This is a genomic window from Streptomyces sp. Isolate_45 (assembly GCF_024721315.2).
GTDB lineage: Bacteria > Actinomycetota > Actinomycetes > Streptomycetales > Streptomycetaceae > Streptomyces.
Genome location: NZ_JANFAK020000021.1, coordinates 49,662 through 75,086, shown reverse-complemented (window position 1 = coordinate 75,086; position 25,425 = coordinate 49,662). Strand labels below are relative to the sequence as shown.

Below are 25,425 nucleotides of genomic sequence, written 5' to 3'. Positions count from 1 at the left end.
GCAGTCTTCAAGTGGTCCGGCAACGGCACCACCTGGCACAAGGTCGGCGGCCCCGCCTCCTTCATCGCGGGCCGGTAACCGACTCACTCCAAGTGGCCCACCGGAGCTGTCCTCCGTCACGAGGGTTCCGGTGGGCCGCTTCCAGTTCGTCGAGGCACGGTGACCATCGCCGGCAGGGCGTCGTCGAAGTCTGGTTCCGGCGGCCCGGTGTCCACTTCCCCCACGTCGTCCTGTCCGATGAACTGCCGGTGTGGTTCTACGTCCCGTCCAAAGCCCGGCGTGGACCGCCTTCGGCCGGGCGCACCAGAAGTCGCACCGGTGGTGGGAGGTCAAGGAGCGGGCGGTGTTCGGTCTGCACCAGTGGTCGGGCACACCAGGGCGGGCCTGATTGTGATGACGAGCACCATATGAAGCCGACCTGGGTACTTCTACGTTGCGGCCACACCGGACGCCCCCGTAGACCCCCTGGAAGTGGTGCCGAGTTGGCGGCGAGGCGGTCGAGCTCGACGGTGCCGGGCCGCACGACGGCCACTGCCAAGGACGAGGTGTGGCGCTCCTCAGTCTTCTCGGAGGATACTGACTTCGGCGCTTCAGGGTGAGGCTGGGTTGTCGAGGGTGAGGCCGGTTCCGGCTATGAAGCCGTCGAGGGTGTGGGGCCGGTATTGAAGGCGTTTGAGGCGGTTGCGGACGAGGGTTTCGAGGCGGTCGAGGGCCATGACGGCGAGGTTGGCGAGGCTGCGTTTGACGTGGGCCCATACCCACTCGACGGGGTTGAGGTCGGGTGAGTAGGCGGGCAGGAGGAACACCGTCAGCCACTCCCGCTCGGCTGCGAGGCCCTGCATTCTGCGGGAGACGTGGGTGTTCAGGCGGTCCCAGACCAGCACGATCGGGGCCCTGACCAGCTGGTGGACTCCGTCGAGGAGTGCGATGAAGTCCCGCTCGCTCATGCTGCGGCGTGCGCTCTTGCCCGCTGGATGGGTCCGCAGACGGTGACACAGCCGGGTCCTCGAACCCGGTCGCATCGCGATCAGCCCGGCCACCGACAGCCGGCCCGAGCGTCGTCCGCTGACCGTCACGACCGGGGTCATCCCTCGCCGGCCCCAGGTCCGTCCCCGGGGCGGCCTGCGGGTGAAGCCGGCTTCGTCCTCGAAACAGACATAGCCTCCGCAGGCCGCCCTCGCCCTTTTACCTCCGCCCAGGTCGCCTCCTTCCACACGGCGACGGCCTGCTCGTCGCGTTCGGCGACCCGCCGGGCGGGGACCTGCGGACTGAAGCCCAGCCGGTGCATCAACCGGGTGGCACCCGAGACGCTGTAGGCGATGTGGAACTTCCGGCCGATCAGCGTGGCCACCCTCGACGCGGTCCACACCTGGTCCTCCACCCAACCGTGCGCGGCCGGCCCCTGCTCCAGATACGCGGCCAGTATCTCCAGAGACCGCGGAGACAGACGGCACCGCGACCCGCCCGGACCGCGGGAGGCCAGGGCTTCAACGCCACCGTCCCGCCACAACTGATGCCACTGGTAGGCCGACTTCACGCTCACCCTCAGCCGCCCTGCAACCTCCGACGGCTTGATCTGCTGTTCAAACAGTTCCGCCGCCTGCATCCGTACAGACTCCCGACGCTGACGACCCGTAGGCGTCAACCCACCCCCATCTGCATATCTCACACACCACGGATACAGCCACCCACCCACACCCGTCAGGGACTCCACACATATTCACCCCGACGAGCCGAAGTCAGTAAGGGCTGCCCCGTAGCTGTGGTCGCGAACAGCCGCAGCCATGTCAGGCGGTCGGCTTCCTCCAGAGATGCCGCTCGTCGAGGGTCCCGAACCGTACTTCTCCGCGATCAAGGTCGACGAGGATGGGCCAGCAGTCCAGCAGCATGTGTCTGTCATTCCGCGAAGCCAGGTACTGCACGGAGTTGTAGGGCACGATCAGCAGCCGACCACTCTCGCGGGCTCGCTCTGCGTCGACGGCAAGAGGCGGCTCGTCCGCCCGCCGGCTGCGCGCGAGGAACGCCACGGCGAGCTGCAGGGCTTCGTCCTGCTGCATCATGCATCTCCAGTTCGTTGGCTCGATGAAACGCACCCCATTGATCCTGGGATGATCTTCGCGTGGCTGGTGTGATCACGGCGGCGGAGCCATCTTGGATAGTCGCGAAACGATGGAGGAGGCAGGCCTGGACGTGGTCGCCGTCGCTCCGCTGGGCGAGCGGATCCACCCCATCACTGGCCGGCAAGTGTCTTACACGGCCTGCGAGGTGGCCGGTGGGACCGCGCATGTGGCAGACGTCGATGAAATCGCCGAGGTCGCGTGGGTGAGCCTGGTGGAAATCCCGCGGTACATCCCGTACGGACTCTTCAAGCCGGTCCAGCGATACCTGGACGCCGCCCTACGATCTTGACTACGGCTACCAGGGCGAGCTTGCCTCGGGCCCCGCAGCAGCAGTCCATGCGCGGCGTCCTCTCCAGACGGCCCACGCGTCGGTGGGATGTAGGCCGGAGGCGACTGGACAGGAGAAGCCGTTGTCACTTGCCTCCGAATTTTCTCGGCTTGACCCCATGTCGCTCTCAACGCTGCGAAGTCAGCACGGGAGTCAGCGTCGCACCCGCAAAACAGGCGGAACCCTGCAATTCCGGCGGGGGCTCCCCACTCACCTCCGGAGTGGTCCGATGGGTCCGGTTCGGGCCGTGTGGTGGTGCCGCACATTCAGATGGGGTTGATTGTGATGGCACGCCACATATCTCGCCGACCTGCGGACTTCTACGTTGTGCCCACACCCGACGTCCCCGCAGACACCCTGGAAGTGGTTCACATGGCCTCCCCCGGAACCGTCCCGCAGGCTCCATCCGGAATCCGGCGGATCGTCGCCGCCAGTCTCGTCGGGACCACCGTCGAGTGGTACGACAACTCATCCGACCAGAGCTACCACCTGCAGCTTTCCCGCGCACAGCATGTCTGAACCAGCACCAAACCAGCACGGGATCCGAAGTGGGCCGCTCGCCCTTCGTCCCGACACCACAACGGCGTCTCCGCCAAGGGCATCGGCAACGCGGTATCCGTCACGCTCTGTGCACCACAAACCGGAGAGCCCTTGAGGAGGCATCACCCGGCCCGGGATGAGAAGCCCTGGACCGCGGGGAGCACGGCAAACCTCCCGGGCCATCCTGTTCCTGCGCGCCCTCGACCTTCACCGCCGGGGCAGCGAAGAAGGTCCACGGCAACCTCCAGCTCCTGATGGAGCTGATGGTCGGCACCAACGGGTCGGTCCCCGACGAGGAGGTCGAGCACGCCTGGCAGACCCTCTTCCTCCTTGTCCCCGTCGTCTCGACCACGTTCTCCTCCGTCGGCAGCATGTTCGCCCGCCTCTGCCGGGAGTCGATCGGCTGGGTGCTCGTCGACGAGGCCGGACAAGCCACCCCACAGGCCGCCGCCGGCGCGCTGTGGCGCGCCCGCCGTGCCGTTCTGGTCGGCGATCCGCTCCAGCTCGAACCCGTCGTCACCATGCCCAACGGCCCTGCAGCTCCGACTGTTGCGCGCCTACGGTGTCGACGAGCACTGGCTGCCCGCCGACCCTTCTCTTAATATCGCTGGGCGAAATATCGCCATGCATCGAACATGGCGGCCTCCAGGGAGTCATATTGGAACCCGTCCTCCATGAAGGAAATCTTCAAGTGCCAAAGCAACCCCTGCAGTTGGTACGCTTCGCCATTTGTGATCGACTGGGCAACACGGGACGGGCTATTCCGATAGATGTGCCGCAACTGCTGTACGGCATCCCATAGTCGGGTAGGGTCGCCGGGCGGCACAAGGGTTTTAATCCGTCGCAATTTAATGCTATCGCCAGAGAATACCGTGAAATCATCGGCACTATTGGGGCCGAAATATCGAAGGCAGCCATCTAGCGGACAGCAGCCGGCCTTGAGTAGGGCGAGACGAGCCATGCCTGCATCAACCTGAATTCGATGGCCACTTGGTGGCAGCTCTCGCGATTCAGGCTGAATCAAATCCGACATGAGCGAAAACTCGGCCGCATCCAAGAAGGTAATCGCGCGAGAATGTTCGAGTGCGGTAGGTGAGCTGCCGGGATCAAGTTCCCTGTAGGTCGCGCGAATGAGACGGATGGCTCCATCATCAAATTCAAAGAGCCCCCTCTCATAGAGTTTCTCGGGGACCTCTCCTGACATTCTGGTGTGCGCCTCGCTATGCAACTGTCTCTTCCTGGCTGGTCTTATTTTGAAATCACTGTGGCGGCAGTGCAGAAGAGGCCGTACGCCAGCGCCATGAGAGTAAGGTTGAAGAACAGTGCAGCTACGGCTCGACTAGGCCGCTCGGATACAGTGACAATCGTCACCGAGAAAAGCAAAAGGCCGAACACGACGCCGGCTGTCAAGGCCAGAGTGCCAACCTTTGCGGTGGTAGAAATTGGACCATCATTTCGCAGGGCGAAGATTAACCCCAGGATCACCCCCTGGACGGTCACTGCAAGCTTGGCCCCTCCACTGAAAGCGTGGGACATCTCGAAAGCCGTATTCCCTGGCTGGGCCTGGGTGGTGCCGACTTGAGGCTGGGCGGGAGCATCGAGGTATCGCCAGATGCTTGACATTAGAAGGAGTGTCGCCGTGAACAATGCGAGCGCGAAGGTGGACCACACGAGCGGCTTTTCACCTTTCAGCTGAAATAGAATCATTCCAGCCGTAAATGCGGTGGCTGCGAATAGTCCGATAATAATTTGCAAGAGTAGTCGAAGCGGCACTGGCTATCCTCTGGCAGGGGCGTTCAGTCATTGTAGGCACCCGGCAGGCTATTCGGCTTGATCTGAATGGGTGATTCGGACGGGTGGGCCGGCTGTCGAATTGTCTACACCGACTCCAGCTGGCAAACGGATCGCCAGCTGGAAACGCCACAGAACGGCGAGCTCAGCCACCTTCGCTCGCGCATGGCGGCTATCCCTCCGAGGTGTCCAGGGACAATAGGGACAGCAGGGAGACGGGGGTGTCGGTCAGAGCGGCCCGGAGGGCCACAAGGACGCCAGCCGCGCCAGTGGCCAGGTCAGCCGAGAACCGCAGCAGCTGAGGACCTGGAACAAGCAGCGCACCCGAGTCATGGACGGTATGCCAAGCGAGCCGTGCAGCTTGGGCCGTCACTACGTCTCGCGACGCGCCGAGCTCAGCCAGGGCAACAACCAGCCCTGCTCTGCCCTGCAGCAGGCCGGGCTCTCGGACGAAAAGAGTGGTACAAGCCAACCTGGTACCGGCTACAAGCGCCGCAAGTTCTGAGTCCTCATCGCCAGCTGCCGCTAGGTAGGCATGGGCCACTAGGGCAACTCCTGCGCTCCCCGCGCCCAGGTAGACAAGGTAGCGGTCCCCCAACCGTCGCACATGGACGGTGCCATCCGGACGCGTGACGCACCGCGCCACATCCCTGGCAAGAGCCAAGCGGGCAGCACGCAACCAGTACGCGTCTCCGGTCGTGCGGTGCAGCGCGAGATGTAGCAACGCAGGGCCACTCATACCGCGCAGTAGACCCGCCTCATCTGGCGGGGTTGACAGGTCGCTAGCCAGGCGTTCACCGATCTGTAAGGCCTTCGCCACATCACCCAACCTAAGCCGGACCAGCCCCACACCGGCTACTCCGGTGGCCAACCCTTTTGCTGAACTGGGCGGCTCGGAGGCACGGTCGAGCAGCTCTCGGGCTTCCTCCCGGAAACCAAGATCAGCCAATACGGCGGCGGTGCCGTGTAGTCCGTGGAACAGCCCACCGCCGGTCGCCGGGTCGGCACGTCGGGCGGCTGCGAGCAGCCACTCTGTATAGGCCTCGGGAACTGGTTCACCAACATGGTGCAAGGCTCCGAGAACACCCGCCGCGCCGTGCGCCAAGGTGTGGCCCCCGTAGCTAAACGCTTCAGGGGGGCCGGGAAACAGCTGATCCGCGCGGTCGGGAGTGGCGGCAGCGTGCACACCAGCCACCAGGGCATGGCGCAGTGCCAACCAGTCAGGGCGGGCGCATCGACCGTCCAGCCATCCCGCATCGTCGGCGGGAATGCCAAACAGGGCTCGAACGGTGTCTTCGTCGGCGTCAGGTGCGGGCATCTGTTCCTGCGCCGGCAGTGGGAACCGGTCCTGAGCCAAGCGGGTGAGGGTCCCCGCCTTGCCCGGGTGCCGGTCGCGCAACTCGGTCACCGGCATCAGCATCGACAGTTTCAGCATGTCCAGCGCATAGAGGTCGGCTTGGGCACCGGAGAGGTGCGCGGGTGGGATGAGCCCAGCTGCACCGACACGAGGAGCGGCCTCGTCTTCGAGATCAGCGGCGTATTCAAAGTCGACTAGAGCAACGGAGCCGTCCGGACGGACGATGATGTTGCCAGGGTGCAGGTCTCCGAACGCCATGCCTCGGGCGTGCACAGCGGCCAGGGCCTCGCCAACACGGCCGACGACATCGTCCACCCAGCTCGCATAGTCGGCAAGGTCCTGCCTGGTGTGCCCAACATGGATCAATGGGTTACGCGCGATGACAGCTTGAAACAGCGATTCGCCCTCGATGTATTCCTCGGCCAGGTACAAGTGCCCCCACACTTGATGCAGCCCAAATACCTGGGGCACGCACGGCAGCCCCGCGAGGCGGCGCAGCGTTGCATACTCGCGCCGCAGTCGAGCGGGTGCGTCCGCGCCGAACCGATCCAGTCCACTATGTTGCCGGCCCTCACGCAGGACCAGGCGGTCGCCTGTGTGGGGGTCGTCGGCCAGGTAAACGCCACCGGCATTGGTGAAGTGCAGTGCCTCACGTACGGCGTAGGGTGGCCCGGACTCGGTGGCAGTCTCACGAGCGACCAAGTGCGGGACAAGCACGGTGGGCAATATAATCGTAGGCGGGACACGGAATACTGGCCGCCTCTCATCGGGTTCAAGCGCCCCGGATGATCCCCCCAGTACCGGCACCGGGACGCCGTCCGGGCCAGGGCGGTATTGAAGGCGAAAGGCGCCGTAGCGTACGTGGACTGGGCTGTCTCCGATTCGCAGGTCGCTGAGGATATTCGGGCCGCGTCGACCAGCCAGTGCCGCGGACAGCTCTGCGACGAGTTCACAGAACTGATCCTCATCTCCCGGATAGACTGTGACGAACTTGCCGCTGGTAGCCCGCGGGGCGTGCGTGGCGGACATCAGCCGCAGCATGTCCTCACTCCGCAAGTACTTGAACTGAGCGCCCGCGGCGAAACAGATATCGGCGGAGATGGCCAGTGTATTCGCCGCCTCTTCGGGCACAGCAGAGATGTGAATCTTCCATCCCTGGCCGGGCAATCGGTGACCCTGGGGAGCCAGAAGGGTCCAAATGCCTTGCGGCAGGCGGTACCAGCCGTCAGGCGTGGGGGCGACGGCAGGCGAGAAACGGGTGGCCATGTCAGCCATCCGGTACGGGGCCTCGTAATAGCGTCGGTCCGCCAGGCAGTAGAGGTGGGTGGTCTGGATGTCGGCCATCGGGCTACTCCTCCTCGTATATCAGTCCCTCATGAGGCCGATACGAGCGTCGGAATATATGCAGCCCGCCCGGCGCCCAGCCGGACGAGACTGCCGCTCAGCAAGGAGCATGGCCTGACCGGAGACTCTGACAGCATGCCGCCAGTGGCACTGAGACGCTCCGGTCGCGGCCTCTGACAACGGCCGGCGCTCGACTGGCGAGGGTGGTAAAGGCGCCACGCAGGGGCCCGAAGGCTTGATACATACCAGCCGGCCGGGCCCACGGGAACATCACTCGTGGGATGTGATGACGACGCTGTATGCGCTGAAGCAACCGCCAGCCGGTACTTCGCTTGCGCCGGGCAGGTTCTGCCGCTCCAGAATCTGGTTCAGCGAGTGGGCGACGGCCCTTTCCGCCAGCTGCTTGACAGCCTCGTACTCGGGAGTGTCAAGCGAGCCGGGCGTCTTCGACGTTCCACTGTCCGACATTCGTGTCCTCCTGTGTGCGTGCGGTCTGCTATTTTCTGCAGCTGTCCGCAGTTTCCTGCAGTCAACCTTGCGCAATTTATAACGATAAGGCCCAAGTGGGCGGGTGTGCTCTCAGACAACCGCCATTCGGACCACGCAACCACTCTTCCTGAGGACGTCAGGAAGTACCTCCTGAAGGGGAGGCAGGTCCCACTCCCCTACTCGGCGGTGCACCAAAGTCCACTGCCCACGGGTACGGCGTGCCAGCAGGGCCTTCGCTCAATAGGTGGCGGTGGCACAGCTGGCATCCCCGCCACCCAGCTCACCCGGGCTGCGGAGCGGTCTCGTACGAGACGGTCCCTCCTGGACAGTCCTCTTGCCAGCCCGATCAGCGCTGCGCGCTCGCAGTCGTCGTCGGCCAGGCCCCAGCCGAGCCCCGTCGAGAAAGGGCCGGTTGACGGATATCCAGCCCTCCCCCGCCAGGGCACGGTTACGGGCCACGGCCACGCCTGCGTGGACCGGGTTCCGCACCACCCCCGTGCCCGGCGGCCACTCCTCGAACCCCACCTCACCGGGCCCGTCGGCCACCACGATCCATAACTTCTCAGCTGGCCCCACGCAGCCGTCCGCTGCGCTGTTGAGGATCGTGCTGCTCCGTGCCTGGTGGGGGCCGCGGTCAGCAGTTGATCTCTTTCCTGTTCCACCAGATGGTGCTGCTACCTTCGTACCACCAGTACGCTCCGAGGTTTTTCGTTCCTGCCGGCAAGGCTCCGCGGAAGCGGACCGACGGTGTGGAGCCGGCGTAGAAGGAGCGGTTCCACTCGAAGGTCGGGCTCAGCCCGATGCGGCCCCCGTTGGCACGGAAGTAGACCAGGCGGGTCTTCCAGCCCCAGGCGGTGATGGGAATCAGGAACTTCGTGGTGGCTCCGGTGGCGCAGTTCACGTCGTAGATCGACACATTGCCCGTCTGGGACAGGAGCGTGATCGGTGGTGCGGGTACCTCTTCCACGTCGCCTGCGACCAGCTGCACGTCAAGCCCCTCCAGGGGCGCAGCGGTGAGCAGGTCACTGATGGCAAGGTCGTCCGTCGTGGACATCCCTGACCTCCTTGGTTGCCTGTTTGTCCGGCCGTCGACGACGACTGGCCGGTGCCCGGCCGCGGGCGGGTGAGAATGTGGGAAACCGGCTGCTCGCGGCGTGCAGCTCCGCCCCTGGCCTGCCGCTGTCAGCTCCCTGCCTGAGCGCATGAACCCGGCCGACAGGGCGCGCGATGCGGCCCCTTGCAGGACGGGTTCGTGGCGAAGATACGCAGGTAGAGCAGCGAAGGCGCCCTTCTCACGGACTGCACGGTGAGCGCGCCCAGCCCTCTGTATGTAGCGTCCTCCCACGACGACCGCGCCGCCACCCAGACCGTCGCACCTACGCAGGGCCAGGGTGTGATGACGAACTGACCACATACGCGGCGCCGCTGGTAGGAGCACGGTGCGTGCGCGGAGTGCAGGGCCCTTCCCTCCCCGTCAGCCACCCACCCCGCGCCATACCCGACCCCAACCCGGTGGGCACTGTGTCAGCGCGTGCGCAAACCGGACGAACAGAGCGGGACATCGCCCAGTGGCACGGACTCCCACGCTGCCGCCCCCCCCCCTCCGGCGCGCCACCCTGCCGGCAGCAGCGCGCCCACCACGGCGATCACCACCACGGCCAGCGCCAGCGCCTCCAGCGGCACGGGACCGTACGCACCGACGCCCCCTGTACTCGGGCGTTGCCCCGCCACAGTGAGACAGGGCACGCCTACCGTCCGGGTCTGACAGCCACCGCCATTGTCTGTGCCGGCCGGTAGGGTCCCGAGCATGTGGGCTCTCGACATCAACCACCGCGGCCGCCGTCACCTCCTCGACGACCGCCTTCGCGCCACAACCGCCCTCGACCACGCGCACGGCGAGGCACTGGGCATGCCGGACGTCACCGCGTACCTAAGCCTCATCCATGCGCTGGCAGTCCTCCGGCATCCTCCACGACCACCACGGCGGGCCCACGCGCCACCGCCGATCTGAAATTTCTCGCCCAAGTACGCCTGGAAACAGGTTTTCTGACTGATCGACCTGCTCAACGAGACTACGAAATGGAACACTTAACCGAACGGTGATCCCAGGACGAGGGTGATCCACCGGCGCCCGGGGGCGCGTCGAACCGGAGGAACACGAGTGCCGCAGACAGACACACGCCTTGTCCAGACCGCCGTCATCGGTGGCCAGGACTCGGAAGTGCCCGTCATCCTCCCCGAAGAACCGCACAACCTGGACGAGTTCCGACGTGAGTTCGGCACCGACCGCTTCTGGTGCGGCACGCTCCTCGGCGGCTGCGGCGAGAAGCTCATGACCAAGCGGTACGAGACCAAGGTCTGCCACTTCTCCCACTATCCGGATCGTGACGGGATCCGCGCGGTGTGCCATCGCTCGGACAACGGTGAGGACAGCGCCGACCACCTTTTCATCCGCTTGCACGTGAAGGACTGGCTGGCCGGCCAAGGTCACGCCGCGCAGTCCGACCTGCGCAGCCTCGGACACGGACCGGGCGATGCCGTGGACTTCTGGCTGCGTGCCACGGGGCAGCACCTGCGGTTCGTCCTCCGGCCGCAGGACTACCACAGCTGGCGCATGGCGGCCGACAGCCTCGGCGCGAGGGAGGGGCACGTCGACTGGGTCTTCAGGCCCGAGGGCGCGGTCGCACGGGAGATGGTCGCCCGCCAGGGCTACGCGCTGCGCGTGCGCTGCGAGACCGCCGGAGCCGACCGCCGCGTCCTCATAGGCACCGCGACCGAGGACGGCCAGGTGTCCTGGGAGCCCCTCGAACAATGCCAGATGACCCGCGACGGCCTGGTGACTCCGGCCCTCGAAGGGCTGCGGGCCGGCGGGCACGTACGTCGAGGCGGCATGCGCAACCATCCGCTTCCGGCGGTTCTTCCTCTGCACGGCGCGCGGATCGTCTTCGCCGTGGACCCCACCGCGAAGCGCCCTGAGGATGCCGAGCTCGCGGTCGAGGGACGGTACCTGGTCCCCGGATTCGTCAAGCCGGCCGGAAGCCGCATCATCCGCGCCTCCCTCTCCCTGCCCGACGAAGTCCCCTCCCCCACCGAGCAGTACGTCTACCAGCTCTCCGGCCTGGTGAAGCTGCTGATCACTGATCCCGTCGCGGCCGACGCTCCCTCGTGGGCCGTCCGCGCGGACAGCCTCACGCAGCTCCAGGGCCTCGACGCCGAACGCACCGGCCTGTGGCGCCCGAGCGTCGCTCTGAAGGAGGAAACCGCTCCAGCACCGCAGGTACGCCAGGTCGAGCCCGAGAGCCACCCTTCCCCACCCGAACGAGGCAGGGTGGCTGCCACGCTCCGGCGGGAGCTGAAGCGGGTGGCTGCCGAGCGCACCACCACCACGTGGTCGAAACTCTCGAGCCGCATCGACCTCGACCTCGCACATCTGCCGGACCCCAAGCGCCGCGACCTCCTGGTGGAGGTGGACAGGCCTCTCGAACCCGGCCGACCTCTCCTGTCCGTCCTGGTCCTCGCGCCGTCCGGACGCGGCCTGCCCTACCTGGGCACCGTGCTGCGGCTGCTGGGAGCGCCCGCTCCGGCCTCAGAGACGGCCCTGCAACGCTGGAGCGCGGTCGAGATCAAGCGGGCGCAGGACGCGTACGGCCGCCCGCCGGCTCCCGCGCCGGCTTCGACACCCGCCTTGCGGACTCCACCCGCGCGTCAGGAGAAGCCTGCAACCACCGACGCCGCAGACCTCCCGGACCTGCGAGCCGCATCCCAGCAGATCGGTGAACTGCGGCAGAAGCTGGCAGAGGCAGCCGCCATCGCACCCAAGGCGAGTCCACGCCGCGCGGAACGCCTGGGGAAGGCCGTCAAGCAGGCCCGGGCTCACCTCGCGGGCTACGAAGCCGCTCGCCTCCACGGTCGTGTTCTCCGCCCGTGGCTCAGAGCGAGCCACCCGATCCTGGATGAACTCACCCGCCTCATCGGTCACCCCGTCGCGTCTCCGCAGCCCGCCGCCGCAGGGAGATCCAGCGTCCTCGCCGAGGCTCCGCCGAAGGCGCGCGAGTCCAAGCCGGCACACGGGCTGGCCAAACCGCCCCGCCCTGACACCCCGAAGCCCCGCAGCACGGAGGAAATCGACGCCATCGCCTCGCGCTTCGAGGAGGCGAGACGAGCCGGGGACCTCGCGGAGGCGATGGTGCTCCAACAGCACGCGGGGCGCATCGGCGACCAGCAGCTCTCGGCAGAGGACAAGCAGCGCGTCCGGCGACTGAGTACGACGATGACGAAATGGATCCGCCCCCGGGCCTCCGAGGCGGCTCAGATCGCGCTGCGCGCGGTGCTGCAGGGCCTCACTGGTCCGGAATCCTCCAACGACCCGCTCGACCTTCGCAGCGGCCTGGCGCACGCCAAGATCCTCAGGCGCCGTTGCCGCGGAAGCCTGCCCGAGGACATCCAGGCCCTGTTCGATGCTCTGCAGGAGAAGTCGAGCAGTACCGCCGCATCCCAGGATTCCGACGAGGCCCCCGCGCATCAGGAGCGGAACCCCGCCCAGACCGAGGCACTGGAGGAGTTCGAGTGGCTCCGCGACGAGATCCGCGTCGCTCAGTCCGCCGATGACCTGCCTGCCGTACAGGCTGCCCGACAGCTGGCCGGACCGTTGTACGCCCGGAAGCTGTCCCAGGCGGATCGCGAGCAGTACACGCCCTTCATGCGTGAGGTGAAGGCCTGGTGCGGCGAGCGGGTCCCGCAGAGACAGGTGGATCCGTCGCTCCGAAGGATTCGGGAGCTGCTCACGGGACTGGCGGGGCACCGAAAGGACGGAGCCGTCGACGAAGTCCGCCTCGCTCTCGACGAGATCGCCCGGCTCCGTGGCGGTCTGGCCGAGGGGCTGCCCTCGCCGGAAACGACGGCGGTGAACCGCTGGCACAGCCGACTCAAGCAGCGGGAGGTCTCCCGCCGTGAGCGTTCCAGGCAGAAGCCCGGACCGGGGCCGCGCACACCCCTCGGAAAGGCAGAGGGTCCGGCCATGCCCCGGCAGGCTGATCGACTCCCGGCAGAGTCCGTCGACAAGCTGGCCGGCGCCGCCCGGAAGGTCCTCATCGACACGGCCCGCAGCGGCGGCAAGGTTCTCACCTGGGGAGACCTGCGCATCAGGATGGGCGGTGCGCTCCCGCACCTGCACCCGGACGACCAGGGGGAACTGCTGGTGGCCGTGGACCACGAGACCCCTGCCGGAGATCCGCTGCTGTCCACCTTGATCGCCAGCACGGACGCCTCTCTCCACTGGATCTACCGGCATGTCCGTTTCAGCCTGGGCCGCGAGCGGATCCCCGACGCGGAGTTGGAGGCCCACTGGGCCACCGAGGTCCTGCGACTTCGTCAGCGGTGGCGTCATCGGTAGCCGGGCGACCCACTCGGTTCCGGTGGTCTGTACGAGAGGGGGTGAAGTCTGTGGGGTGGGGCTTGGTAGGGGTGGCTCCGAGCTCCGACTATGCCTCAAAGCCTTCCACGATCCTGGCTGGCCAGCACCCGGTACCGGAGCTGGTGTTTCGATCGCGAACTTGTGAAGGAACCCCCAGCGGACAGCATCAGGGCCGCCCAGGAAGAACGCAGCAAGCGGCGACGCAGTACCTGCCCCCTCCCTCGATTCGCCGTGCTCAGCAAGTTCGAGCCCCGTTCGACGGCAGACCAAACGTCAGGCTCAGCTCCGAGCCGCGCTCCACACGGTGGTCCCTCGCGCCCCCCAATGTCAGTGGGGCGGGATACCGTCCTCATCACGCTGAGGTGAGGGGAGAACCATGGCGAGGAACGCCCGGGCCGAGCAGCTACGAGAGTACGGCCGGTCCGTGCTGGAGGGAGCCCGGTCAAAGCAAGTCCTGCACATGGCACGGCAGGTGAACGCCGTGTCGTACACCAGCGCGCGGCAGTACGTCGGCCGCTCGCTCTTCGAGTTGCTGCAGAACGGCTACGACGCGCATCCGAGGGACCGCCGCGACGGACGGGTCCACGTCCTGCTGGACGAGGCGGAGGGCGAGTGGGGGACGTTGTACGTCGCCAACGGCGGCGCGCCCTTCACCTGGCACAACGTCGAGCGGGTCTGCGAGCTCGCGCACAGTTCGAAGGAGGTCGGCGAGGGCATCGGGAACAAGGGCGTCGGGTTCCGCAGCATCCTGCTGATCAGCGACGCGCCCGAGATCTACAGCGCAGACCCCGACAGCCCGCTCGGCCCGGAACTGGACGGGTACTGCTTCCGCTTCGCGCAGAAGGCCGACGTGGAGGAGTTCCTCGCCGGTGAGGACAATGCCCACGAGGTGGCTGCCGAGTATCCGCCGCTCCAGGCACCCCTGCCGCTGGACGAGGTGCCCGCGACCTGCCGGCAGCTCGCCGCCCAGGGGTACGTGACCGTCGTCCGGCTGCCCTTGCTGGGCGAGGCCGCCCGGGCCGAGATCCGGCTGCGGATGCGCGAGCTCGCGGGGGCGAAGGTACCCGTGATGCTGTTCCTCGACCGGCTCGCTGGCCTGACGCTGGAACGGCGGGCCGCCAGCGGCGAGGCGGGCGAGCTGGACGACCGCCATGAGGCGGACCAGCCGCACGAGCCGCACGAGCGCTACGAGCTGACCCGCTCCGAGGAGCGCTTCGCGGTGACGCAGGACGGCACCGGGCACGGACTCCCCGTCTCCTTCGCGACCGTGGACCTGGGACCGTCCGGCACCTTTCTCGTAGCCCGGGGCATCGTGGAGAAGGAACGGCTGAACAGCACACTCGCCGAGGCCGTGGATTCCAGGCTCCTCGACGACACCTGGCAGGAGTGGAAGCGGCCCGCCGTCGTCGAGGTCGCGCTCCCGCTGCCCACCCAGCGCCGACCGCGACGCGGGCAGATCTACACCTTCCTGCCGATGGCCGAGGACCAGGCCGCACCGTTCCCGGGGCACGCGAACGCCCCGTTCTTCACCACGTTCGACCGGACCGGGCTTCCCTCCGACAACCCCCTCAACGTCCTGCTGCTCGACGCGGTCGCCGAGACCTGTCTGGCGGCCGCCGCGGTACTGCGTACCGTGCCCGAGCCGTCCATGCGGCAACTGGCCGCGGACCTGGTGAGCTGGGAGAGCGAGAAGGGCTCGCCTGGGCGGCTCCGCGCCGCGGCTCTGCGCGTGCACGGGAGGGAACTCGCCGACGTACCGCTCGTGCCCGTCCTCGCTGTGGATGGCGCCCCACCGGAGGCGGGCTGGGCCCCGCCCCGTGGCGCGGTCCTGTGGCCGGACCTCGACCCGACCGTCCTCACGGCACGCCGTGCTCACGAGGCCGGGATCGTGGTGGCGGACCCCGAGATCGGTGGCGACCGGCTGAAACGGCTGGCCACCCTGTGCAAGGCCCTCGCGTGCCCGTTGGAGCCGGGCCCGGAGATCCTCGCCGAGTACGTGGAACGGATCGCCGGGGGCCTGCCCCTCCCCCAGTCCGGTGAGGCCCCCGAGCAGTGGAGCGCGCTGTACGAGGACCTGGCCGCCCTCTTCGAGGACAGCGGGCACGTCCTGCACGGCAGGCAGTTGCTGCTCGCGGAGGACTGCACACTGCGGCACACCAACCGTCCCGCCGACGGGGCGGGCACGAGTACACGTACGGGCACACGTCCGCAGGGCAAGTCGAGCGGGCAGGGTGCCCGCCGCGAGGCGTTCTTCCAGCCGGTGCGCACGGAGGCGACCCAGACCGAGGCCCCGTCCCTTCCCGCCCTGCTCGGCAAGCGGTTGTTCGCTCTCCACCCGGGGCTGATCTGGAAGGACCGCAGCGAGCGTGCGCGCGGGCGGGCCGCCCGCGCCTTCCTCGAGCAGGAGGGGCTCGTCCGGCCGTACGACACGAGGGGCCTCCTGGAGCACGTACGGCAGGCACTCGGCGCGAGCAGCGATCTCCGACTGCGGCTCCAGACCCTGCGGTTCGTCTTCCGGCTGTGGCAGCCGCGGTGCTCGCTGGGCGGGACGGAGATCTCCTCGCTCGGACTGTACGTACCGTCGGCGGACGGCCGGCTGATCATGGCGAGGGGCGCCGTCTTCGGCCGGGGCTGGGGCCGCGCGTCCGTCGGTGAGGACCTGGCGGCGGTGGTCGGTGCCGGACAGGACGTGTCGAAGAGCCTCAAGGAGATCGCCGGACGCCTCCTCGCCGCGCCCGAGGAGTTCGCCAAGCGGGGCGAGAGCACCTCCGAGGAATGGCGGGCGTTCCTGCTGGAGGCCGGGGTGGCCGACGGGCTGATCCCGGTCACGTCCCCCGACGCCTCGAGCTGGGTGTACCAAGGCCGCGAGCTCACCGCTCGGCAGCTGGTCCGCATGGCGAAAGTGTCTCCCGAGGTGCAGGAGCAGTGGGAGCCGTACGTCCGCTGGTCCTATGCCTACTACCCCCGGACGCCGTACCGGGGGACCCCCGCCTGGCAGCTCCCCGGCCAGGACGTCGTCGGCCGCCTGGGACAGGAGGCCCGGCTGGCGTATGCACGGCTCGTCCTGCACGGCCTGGCCAGCTGGAACGACGCGTGGTTCGCCAGCGTCTGGACCAGTGCCGGCAGCCAGAGTTCCCGTGACACGGAACGAGTCCCGACACCGCTGGGCGCCTTCGTCCGGGAGCAGCCGTGGCTCCCGGTGCGTGGCCGCGACCGGGCCGTCCGGTTCGTCCGGCCGGCCGATGCCTGGCACTGCCCGCCCGGGCTGGAGGATGAGCCCTCGTACGCGCCGACCGTCGACCACAGGCTCCGCCACCTCCTGGAACGCGGGAGGGCGGGCGACCGCCTGCGGGAGATGCGGCTGCCGACTTGGGACGACCCCCGGGACAGCGACCGCATCATCGCCGCGCTGGGACGGCTCGCGGCGGAGGACGCGCTGGGGGCCGAGGACCGGCCCGCCGCGCAGCGCGTCAACGAACGCGCCTGGAGGTACCTCGTACAGCGATCCAGTCCCGCACTGCCCGCAGGCGCCAGTCTCCTCGCCGAGTCCGAGGACCGGCTGATCGGCATACCGCTGTCCGCCCTGGACGGCGGGGAGAGCGCTGGTGACGGAGATGGCGACGGCGGGACCGTGCTCTACGTCAGCGGTGAACGCGACGGCCTCACGGCCCTCCTGGTACGGGAGATGGCGCTCCCCCTGCTCACCCTGCCCGGTGTCTCGGCGGAGGCCGCCGAGCTGCTGGCGGCCGAACACCCCGCCACCGTCCGGCACACCGACGACCTGATGTTCACGGTGACCGTGGACGGCGCACGGGTGGACCCCGCGGCCATGGGAGAACCACTGGTCCAGCAGCTGCCCTGGCTCACGCTGGCCGTGGGCGTCCTCTCCGACCACCTGGCGCGCGGCCCCCGGGCGAGCGAGGCCGAGCTGAGCGAGCTGACGTCCCTGGTCCGGAGCGTACGTCTGCACCGCTACCGCTCCTGGGACATCGAGCTCGACGGCCGGCCCGTGACGTTGCCGGGCCGCCTCGGCGGAGTGCTGCCGCTGCCCGATCCGAAGCATCCGCTCGTCCTCGCTCCGGCAGGCGAGCCGGGCTGGCCCGAGGTCCCCCGCATCATGGTGGCGGTCGCCGAGCTGCTGGGACGGCGGGAGTTCGGCGACCGGCTGCGCATCGCCGCTCACCAGCTCGCCTCCCGCCACGCCGACCTGCGCGACCCTGGCCAGGAGGAGCTCGCCGACGCCCTGGAAGTCACGGTCAACCAGGTCGAGGAGACGAGCCGCCGGATCGACGGGGCCATCGGCGTGGTCCTGGAGCGCAGCCGGCCCTTCCTCGTCCACCTGCTCGGCACGGAGGCGGCGAACGCTCTGTTCCTGCCGCCGCCGGGCGACACCCGGGAGTTCCGGGCACACCTCGAGGAGCATGCAGACGAGCTCCCGGTACCCGTATCCGAGTTCATCGCCAGGGCCCGCGCCGCCCGCGGTACGGACGAACTGCGGCGCGACCTGGGCATCGGATTCGCCGAGCTGAACGACACCCTGCGCGCGATGGTCCCGCCCCTGGAACCGGTCAGCCACGCCGACGAGCACGAGGAGGCGCTCCGCACATACCTGGACCTACGCAAGAAGAACCTCGTCAACCGGCTGCGCTGGGCGGTGCTGGAGGACTTCGACGCGCGCCGTCCGATGCCCGACTGGCCCTCGGTCAGGGCCCTGGACTGGATCACCGCGCCGGAGGCCTGGGCGTACACCGTGGACACGGCCGACACGGAGAGCCTGGAGGCGCACGTGGAGGAGCAGCTGGCGCTGCGCCTGGGCCGCCCCGTGCCGGCGCCCCGGTCGGGCGAACGCCTGCCCGCCCGCGACCAGGTACGCGGCGCGAACCTCCGTACGATCACCGGCCTGGCCGCCGAACTCGCGGTCCTGGTCAGGGCGGCCGGACACCCGTTGCCCGCAGCCCTGACCGGAGCCGAGCCCGCCGAGGAGGTCACCGCGCGGCTGGAAGCCGCGGGCGCCCTGGACTTCCGACCCCTGTCACCCACCGACGTCGTCGGCTGGCTGGCGGCGCTCGGCCAGTGGCCCGACGGGATGGCGGCGGCGACGGATCCCGACGAGCACGGGCTGTCCGAGGCCGACCTGGACCGGGTGCGCAACGCGGCGGAACACGAGCGCCGCGAACGGGAGCGCCAACGGCGGTCGATCTCCGTCGGCGGCCGCGCCTTCGACGTGTACTCCGGCGACTTCACCGCCCTCACCCGCGAACTGGACCGGGTCTTGAAGAGCGGATCGGCGCCGGGCATCACCGCCGCCGGCCCGCTCCGCTTCACGGACCCCCGTCCTCGGACCGCGCGCACCGAGGCCACCGGTCGCACGCGCGGGTGGCGGTACGGGGGCAGCACGGACAGCGGGCTGACCACGGCCCAGCGGGAGGCCATCGGTTACGTGGGCGAGTGGTACGCGTACCAGTTCCTGTGCGCGCGCTACCCGGACCGCATGGACGAGACCGGCTGGGTATCGGGCAACCGTCGCAAAGCCTTCCCCGGCCCGTCCGGCGACGACGGCCTCGGCTTCGACTTCCGGGTCGGCTCCGGCAGCCGGCCCTACCTGTACGAGGTGAAGGCGACCGGGGGCGAAGGCGGCCGCTTCGAGCTGGGAGAGAGCGAGGTCCGCGCGGCCCGCCAACACGCAGGCAACGACCGCTGGCGCCTCCTGGTGGTCACCCACGTGCTCACCCCGCGCAAGGTGGCCATCCAGATGCTCCCCAACCCCTACGGAAAGCGCGGACGGGGCCGCTATCGCGAGGAGGGCGGGGCACTGCGCTTCTCTTACCTGCTGTGATCTTGACGTTTAACCCCGGCGCGAGATGGGTCGGGGCTAAACGTCAAGTCAGCTTGACTCTGTCAGGCGCCGGAGGGGCCCCGGCCGGCACCTGACCTTGTATCGGTGTCAGACCCTCTCGTGGAGGTGGACAACCTCCTCGTCAGGACTCCCAACCGGCGGCGTGGGATCCTTCGGCGCAACGCTCTCTGCGACCACCCTGCGCAGTCTCGTGATTTTGGGCCCCCAGAACTCCCGCGTGAGGCTGACGATTCGCTTCACTACCGGTGGCCCGATGACCGCTGCGCCGATGCCGAGCATTGTGGCTTGCACACCGTTCTCCGCGATCGCAGAGATGATGGTGCTGATGATCTGCACTGAGACTCCATGTCGATGAGCAGGCGCGTCGATGCCTGCTCCGAGATCAGGCAGCCAGCGCCCAGAAATGTGCTGGGGTATCGAGTTGGAGATCCAGCTGAGGCCCACGAGGGACCTTGGGAGCGGCCATCCGTAGGACCCCGCAGGGCGATGCCTCATGCGGCGTTGTGTGGTCGCCAAGTTCGTAGCCGCACCGGCCGAGAAGACCCTCCAGGTACCGCCGAGTCTGCTCACGGAGGCTCGCGACCACCCTGACAAAGTGGCGAAGGTCGTCATCCGACAGCTGCCCAATGAGGTGTGCGAGCCGACTGGGCCCGAAGGCTGGCGGCTTATCACCCTGGTGGAACGCACGAAGGAACTCACTCTGGGGCAACAGGGGGTCGACCGTCGGGGACGATGTTCCACTTCGTTTGAAAGCGGCCCCACTCGAAGCGTGGCTGACTCCGATCGTTCCACAGGTAGGGGGCTCGCCCGTGCCCGGGAGTCCTACCCGCCCCAACATGCAATGCTCTGGTCAACGAATGCCGTTGGCAGCTGGCGCGGCACACTGCTCGGCGCTCCTATCTGAGCGCAGGCAGGATCGGTGCCAGGTCAAGCTCCCTGGCGACGGCCCGCAGAAACTGCTTTCGCGGCTTGCCATTCACCATCTCGTCGAAGGCACGGCCGGCCCAGAGCACGCACATGGCTGCGGTCACCGCCACCGTGGAAGCAGACGTTCTCGGAGTGCTGCGAAGGCTGACCGGTTCAGTCGACACTTCGATGAAGGCGAATGCGCCAACTGTGCTGGGATGCGCATAGCCGCACAGGTACCTATAGACAGAGTAGAGCTCCCTCCTGGGGTCGATCTCGTCGCACTGCGCTTGGAACCTACGGAAGATCTCGCTCTCGTCGGTCTTACCGAAGGGCTGATTCTTGATCATGTCAATGAGATCCTGGGGTGGAGAGAATGCCTTCTCCAGGTCTACCGCTGAGGCCCGGTTCACCCTGTCGCCCTCGGCGAAGACCCCCAGTGCTCCGGCATCACCCTTCTGAGACAGCCAGTGGAGACTGATCATGGTTTCGAACATGGTGCGAAGCAAGATATGCGCCTCGTGGGCGTAGCCGGCATCGGCGAGTTGGAAGGCGGACGCGGCGAGGCGGTGTACTTCCGCGCACCACCCGTGTCCTATGAGCACGGGACGGTATCTCCGTTGCTTCGTCTCGATCGGTCCAGCTGCTTGGTAGTGGGTGATCATCTTCTCGGTCATCTCGCGGTACCGCTGCGGACAGACGCTGCTCACGTGCCGACCCCCTCCGGAGGAGGGCACCCTATCCGGCCGCATAGCCCCGATGGGATGGTCTTCCAGAACGAAAAGGGCCTGCACAAACAGGCCACGGTGCACTAGCGTCCAGCCATGTCGTTTCGTTCACGGCGCCTGGAGGCGCTTTTCGGCGGCCCGCTCAGTGAGTCGACCTACGAGCAGATCGCCAGCCTGGTCGGTGTGGAAGAAGCAGCTGAGGCCGAGGACCTCGACTACAAGCAACAACTTGCCGCTGCCGACCCCAAAGGCAAGGAAGAACTGGCCAAGGACGTATGCGCCTTCGCAAACCACATCGGTGGTGTCCTGGTCGTCGGCCTCGCGGAGGCTCGGGGAGTCCCCTCGAAGGCAATGGACATCGATCTCTCAGACGCCCACCTGCGCCACTTGGAGCAAGTCGTTGGGAGCAGCACGGCCCCCGCCGTTCGCTACGAGACCTATCAGCTCCACAATCCAGCGGACCATGGCCGCGGCTTCCTCATCATCGCAGTGCCGCGCAGCCCCCAAGGTCCTCATGCCGTCATCACGCCGCCGACGAAGCCGACCGAGAAGGCACTGCGCTACCCCCGCCGTTCCGGAAGTCGGACCAACTGGCTGACCGAGACCGACATCGCCACCGCCTACCACCAACGCTTCACCGCGTCCGCCAGCCGCGCCAGTCGGCTCCAAGACGTCGAGCGAGAGGGGCTCGCAGCGCTGCCGGCCAGCAACCAACCCCAACTCCTCGTCACAGTCACACCCGAGGTGCCCGGAGACATGACGATTACCCGGGAGACCTACAACCGCTACCAGCGGGACCTGATTGCGGCCTCCCCCTACCTCGGTGACGGCGACTCCTTCTTCTCTCGCGTTCTGGTCGGGTCACGCCGCCTGATCGCTACGAGCGGCCAGCCCGACGGTTACGGCTACCAGCACTGCGAACTGCACCGGGACGGCTCCGGCATATGGGCTTACGGCATCGGTGCCGGCGCCGCCACAGCCGACAACGAGGAGTTCCATTTCGCCAACCTCGACGCAGTCGTCTACGAACTGCTCTCAGCGCTGGCGTTCCTGGGAGCACACGCCCGAGATCGGTCCGGCGCCACCGGCACCACCCTGGTGAAGGCAGCACTCGTGGAAGCACCTCATACGCACCCCCACGGGCCGCCCCGACCCCAGCTCGCACCGCTACTGCCTTTTCGTATCGACCAAACGGACATCCATGGTTCGCGGCGCTCCCAGTTGAGCATCCGAATGTGCCCATACGCCGACGCTGAGGCCGTCGCCCTGGTGGACGATCTTGCCGACGCCGGTGTCCCACTCGTCCAGACCGCGGCCCACATCGCAAACGAACTCGTCCAGGCATTCGGCATCGTCGAGGCCGCACCCATCACGCACGACGGAAGCATCAACGCAGCTGCCTGGACGACGTACTACAAAGCCAGAATCGGATCTTGGGCCGAAGCACGCCAGATTCAATTCATCCCCCAGGATGGGGAAGCGTCTTCCCGCAGCTGAAAGGGTCCGAGCCGCGCGGTACACAACGGCTGCCCTGTCATCAGCCAGTCCGCCGGGTGAAGGCACGCGGTTCGAAGCCCATTGGCGGCAGACGGTGTCCACTGGGGGGCAGTCGGCCACCGTCACGGGGTGCCACGCCAAGGCCCTGCCGGTGCAGTCGGCGGTGCCCGCTGTCTGCCCAGCCCCCATGGCATCCGACGTCGGTCACGTCCCTCCACGCCCACCATCACCGCAGCCGGCTCCGACTGGGCAGCGGCCCTCGACGCCGAGCGCTACCTCTCCGCCCTGAGCGACAACAGCGCGGACGTCAACACATGCAGGTCAATACCTGACTGAGGCTGGCCCCCACCTCCGGGTGGGGGCCAGCGTTCAACGTTTCCACCGACGTCCAGGCCAGTCTCTTCCACGTGGCCTCCCACCACCCTGGACAGTAAAGCCGATGGCCAGTCGTGGGAGGCACCCAGCAGGACTGGACCTCGGCGCCGTCACTCGATCGGCGAAAGCTGCGCCGTGGCGCTCGGGCGTAGGACAGGCTGGTGCGGTACGCATTCGGCATCCGAGGCAGGAGCTCACGAGCGTGTCCGCGAGTGTTACAGCGCATGACCAGGTATCCCTTCCCACGGCACTCGACGTGCCATTGGGCCCTCTGGCGGGAATGGACGTACCGCTGTGGCGGACGGCGAGCGGCTCGGTGCTCCATCTGTCGGCAGAGTGCGGGGCGTTCCGCGTTCCTCCGCAGCGGGCTGCCGTCAGCCTGCGGGTGCCGGATCGTGGAAGCATGGCCGACGTTTCGGAGCCCGGGGGGTGCCGGCGTTGCCCCAACCCGTTCCCCGACTACTACACGCAGGCCCGTCGTCTGATCTCAGGCATGGAGGAACTGGCGACGCTGGCCGGCCGGCTCGATTCCGGGCATGACCTGGAGGCGTATTGCAACGTCCTCACTTTCGGGATGTTCGGACCGGGAGCGAGCAATGCGGGGGACATCCACCGCCTCCTTCGGAAGCCGCACTCGGCACTGGGGGCCGCTCGTGATCGGCTGGCGGAACGCCATGCCGACGCCTACCGCAGCGGGAAGGCCCAAGAAGAGCTGCTCCTGATCGGGACGGCCGCGCTCCTCGACTCCGACTTCCGACGCCGTCGGCCCGGGAAGTTCCGGCTCCCCTGGCAGGAGACCTGGGAAGAGATCTGCGAGAAAGCCCTGGACAAGCAGGACGGCAAGGACACCTTCTCGGGCACGGCACGCTACGGCTACCAGTCCGGCTTCGACCAGTGGTGCGAGAAGTGGCTCCATGCCCTGATGCGTCTCACTCCCGCCGAGCAGAACAACCACGCCTCTCCGGTAGCGGCACGATGGGCGCGTGCATACGACACCCTGGAACGGGCGATGAAGCGCGACCTGCAGGATGAACCGTGGGTGGTCAGGCTGGCCGATCAACTGCACCACGCGGGGCGCGGGCTGGTGACCGGCATCGCTGCTTCCATGGCCGAGCCGGTGGTCGTGGCCTACGACGGACGCGAGGTAATCGATCTTCCGTGGCCGGCCCAGTACCTCCTCTGGGCCCAATATCCAGGCGGTACCCGGCAGGCGGGCTCCAGCCGACACCGCCTGACGGCAGTCCCCCGGCTCTTCACCCTCCTCGACAGTCTCTCGCGCCGCTCCCTGCGAGTGATCGGCGACACCGAATGGCACGACTCGCCCGCCGTGTACCAAGAAGCCATCGACAACGTCCCCAAGGCCGCGTTCTCGCCCGACGCCCACTGCTGGTGGAACACCCAAGCAGCTGGGCGGCTCCCCCACCTCCTGTCCATGGCACGCGCAGGCGCCGCCTCCGCACAACAGCAGGCACAGCGCGCCCAGGCACCTTGGCGGTAGGGCGACCACAGCCTCGGGCCCAGCTGGCGAGTGCAAGACATGGATCACTCCCAGAAGTTCCCATCACGCCAGCTTCTCCGCCTGGGGAGCACCAGGACCAAGATCCGGACCAGTTCCGGACAATCCCTCGCCGTGGAGCTGCGCCAACTACCTCCCCCCTGGTCAGCGTGGGTGCATCTGCTGTACCACCAGCGGACGAAGAACCTGTTGACGACCCACTCGCCTGAAGGGCGTCCTGGCCCGTTCAACGAATAGGCGCGGCAGCCGGTGGGCCGAGCTGCGGTCAACGGCCACATCTGGAGCTCCCCAAACCGCGCCCGCGAGCACCCGCTGAACACGTCCCAAGGCATGGAGCCCTGCCGACGCGACCGCCGCGGCTCCAGCACGGCGTCTTGTTGACTGCCTACAACCTCGCAGGCCGACCTCCGCCGCGGGCCAGCTGCGGCCTTCGGGCCTGAAGGGAGGAGTCGAACCGGCCCTGTCCGGGGCAGCCGAACGGTTCTCGACCGGTACCTCTGCGTGAGGCACCTCTGCCACGAGGAGCCGTCCGACTCTCCCTCCCGGCATCTAACTACTCGTCAGTAGAGTCAGCAAAGTGTCAGCATTCGTTCGACTAGACCTGACCACACCCTGATCCACATGAGACTCGACGTCAAGATCAAAATGCCACTGCCGAGATCATGTCGACTCCCGCCGGGCCCTCAGAAGCGGAACGATGCGAGCGGCCACGTGCAGCCCGCACTCTGGATGACATTAGCGCTGTTCAGCGCGTTCTACCCCTGGGCTTCAAGCGAGTTGGAGGAAGTTCCGGGGCAGGAATCGGAGCGCCATCGTAGCCCTTGACCTCGCCGTAGCGGGTGCCGTTCGTCCAGTCTTCGCGGAAGCCTGCGATATCCTCTTGGGACCGTCCGATCCAGTTCTAGAACCATTGGATTGTTCGATATTTCCGCAGGTCAGAGCGTTACAGCTCCCTCAAAGTCAGCAAAAGTCAGCATCGGAGCGACCCAGTCACGGGCGCGATCAGGGGGATTCATTTCTCCCGGAACTGGATCGGAGCGGGGCTCCGCCACCTCGTCCCGCCTACATCGGCGACCTCCCCGTCCAGTACGGGCCAGCTGGCCGCGACTGGGACATCTCCGTCGACTCCACCATCGTGCGAGCACACCAGCACATGGCCGGCGC

17 protein-coding genes and 2 pseudogenes are annotated in these 25,425 nt (G+C 67.6%); 8 read left to right on the top strand and 11 right to left on the bottom strand.

Going from position 1 to position 25,425, the window contains the following annotated elements; all coding sequences use genetic code 11:
• Window positions 1–590: 590 nt before the first annotated feature.
• The 3 genes from NOD94_RS10090 to NOD94_RS10080 form a co-directional block, all read right to left on the bottom strand.
• The gene (locus NOD94_RS10090) at window positions 591–1,199 is read right to left on the bottom strand and encodes a transposase (protein WP_281205462.1); all 609 of its coding nucleotides are present in this window, start codon (window positions 1,197–1,199) and stop codon (window positions 591–593) included.
• Entirely contained in the window at window positions 1,085–1,645 is a 561-nt protein-coding gene (locus NOD94_RS10085) for a winged helix-turn-helix domain-containing protein (protein ID WP_281205461.1), read from the bottom strand. The genes NOD94_RS10090 and NOD94_RS10085 overlap by 115 nt, the downstream gene beginning before the upstream one ends.
• Before the next feature lie 142 nt (window positions 1,646–1,787).
• Entirely contained in the window at window positions 1,788–2,060 is a 273-nt protein-coding gene (locus NOD94_RS10080) for a YrhB domain-containing protein (protein ID WP_281205459.1), read from the bottom strand.
• Between the two features lie 100 nt (window positions 2,061–2,160).
• Here NOD94_RS10080 and NOD94_RS10075 point away from each other — a divergent pair.
• From NOD94_RS10075 to NOD94_RS10065, 3 genes and pseudogenes are all read left to right on the top strand, one after another.
• A pseudogene (locus NOD94_RS10075) lies at window positions 2,161–2,409 on the top strand (NUDIX hydrolase); the annotation flags it as partial.
• 411 nt (window positions 2,410–2,820) lie between these two features.
• Window positions 2,821–2,967, top strand: coding sequence for a hypothetical protein (locus tag NOD94_RS10070; protein ID WP_281205458.1), 147 nt, complete (start codon window positions 2,821–2,823; stop codon window positions 2,965–2,967).
• Between the two features lie 275 nt (window positions 2,968–3,242).
• The gene (locus NOD94_RS10065) at window positions 3,243–3,590 is read left to right on the top strand and encodes an AAA domain-containing protein (protein WP_281205457.1); all 348 of its coding nucleotides are present in this window, start codon (window positions 3,243–3,245) and stop codon (window positions 3,588–3,590) included.
• Here the strand turns inward: NOD94_RS10065 and NOD94_RS10060 are convergent.
• The 5 genes from NOD94_RS10060 to NOD94_RS10040 all read right to left on the bottom strand — a co-directional run bounded on the left by NOD94_RS10060 (window position 3,587) and on the right by NOD94_RS10040 (window position 9,023).
• Window positions 3,587–4,192 carry a hypothetical protein gene (locus NOD94_RS10060; protein ID WP_281205456.1) on the bottom strand — a complete coding sequence of 202 codons (606 nt, stop codon included), beginning with the start codon at window positions 4,190–4,192 and terminating at the stop codon, window positions 3,587–3,589. The genes NOD94_RS10065 and NOD94_RS10060 overlap by 4 nt on opposite strands.
• 44 nt (window positions 4,193–4,236) lie before the next feature.
• Window positions 4,237–4,761, bottom strand: coding sequence for a hypothetical protein (locus NOD94_RS10055; protein WP_281205455.1), 525 nt, complete (start codon window positions 4,759–4,761; stop codon window positions 4,237–4,239).
• Window positions 4,762–4,951: 190 nt separating this feature from the next.
• Complete coding sequence (lanKC, locus tag NOD94_RS10050) at window positions 4,952–7,480, bottom strand: class III lanthionine synthetase LanKC (RefSeq protein WP_281205454.1); 2,529 nt, start codon at window positions 7,478–7,480, stop codon at window positions 4,952–4,954.
• A 270-nt stretch (window positions 7,481–7,750) separates the two neighbouring features.
• A complete protein-coding gene (locus tag NOD94_RS10045) occupies window positions 7,751–7,948 on the bottom strand; it encodes a hypothetical protein (protein ID WP_281205453.1) in 198 nt (65 codons plus the stop codon).
• A 655-nt stretch (window positions 7,949–8,603) separates the two neighbouring features.
• Window positions 8,604–9,023 carry a hypothetical protein gene (locus tag NOD94_RS10040; protein ID WP_281205452.1) on the bottom strand — a complete coding sequence of 140 codons (420 nt, stop codon included), beginning with the start codon at window positions 9,021–9,023 and terminating at the stop codon, window positions 8,604–8,606.
• Between the two features lie 753 nt (window positions 9,024–9,776).
• Between NOD94_RS10040 and NOD94_RS10035 the strand changes: the two genes are divergently transcribed.
• From NOD94_RS10035 to NOD94_RS10025, 3 genes are all read left to right on the top strand, one after another.
• Complete coding sequence (locus tag NOD94_RS10035) at window positions 9,777–9,980, top strand: hypothetical protein (protein WP_281205451.1); 204 nt, start codon at window positions 9,777–9,779, stop codon at window positions 9,978–9,980.
• Window positions 9,981–10,130: 150 nt separating this feature from the next.
• Entirely contained in the window at window positions 10,131–13,361 is a 3,231-nt protein-coding gene (locus NOD94_RS10030; RefSeq protein ID WP_281205450.1) for a hypothetical protein, read from the top strand.
• Between the two features lie 397 nt (window positions 13,362–13,758).
• Entirely contained in the window at window positions 13,759–19,218 is a 5,460-nt protein-coding gene (locus tag NOD94_RS10025) for a DUF3883 domain-containing protein (protein WP_281205449.1), read from the top strand.
• Between the two features lie 108 nt (window positions 19,219–19,326).
• Here the strand turns inward: NOD94_RS10025 and NOD94_RS10020 are convergent, their stop codons facing one another.
• Both NOD94_RS10020 and NOD94_RS10015 read right to left on the bottom strand, forming a co-directional pair.
• Entirely contained in the window at window positions 19,327–19,575 is a 249-nt protein-coding gene (locus tag NOD94_RS10020; protein WP_281205448.1) for a hypothetical protein, read from the bottom strand.
• A 560-nt stretch (window positions 19,576–20,135) separates the two neighbouring features.
• The gene (locus tag NOD94_RS10015; RefSeq protein ID WP_281205447.1) at window positions 20,136–20,822 is read right to left on the bottom strand and encodes a DUF5677 domain-containing protein; all 687 of its coding nucleotides are present in this window, start codon (window positions 20,820–20,822) and stop codon (window positions 20,136–20,138) included.
• A gap of 147 nt (window positions 20,823–20,969) precedes the next feature.
• Between NOD94_RS10015 and NOD94_RS10010 the strand changes: the two genes are divergently transcribed.
• Together NOD94_RS10010 and NOD94_RS10005 are read left to right on the top strand one after the other, a co-directional pair.
• Window positions 20,970–22,370 carry an ATP-binding protein gene (locus tag NOD94_RS10010; protein WP_281205446.1) on the top strand — a complete coding sequence of 467 codons (1,401 nt, stop codon included), beginning with the start codon at window positions 20,970–20,972 and terminating at the stop codon, window positions 22,368–22,370.
• Between the two features lie 778 nt (window positions 22,371–23,148).
• Entirely contained in the window at window positions 23,149–24,243 is a 1,095-nt protein-coding gene (locus tag NOD94_RS10005; RefSeq protein WP_281205445.1) for a hypothetical protein, read from the top strand.
• A gap of 763 nt (window positions 24,244–25,006) precedes the next feature.
• Here NOD94_RS10005 and NOD94_RS10000 read toward each other — a convergent pair.
• A pseudogene (locus tag NOD94_RS10000) lies at window positions 25,007–25,162 on the bottom strand (pirin family protein); the annotation flags it as partial.
• Window positions 25,163–25,425: the final 263 nt, after the last annotated feature.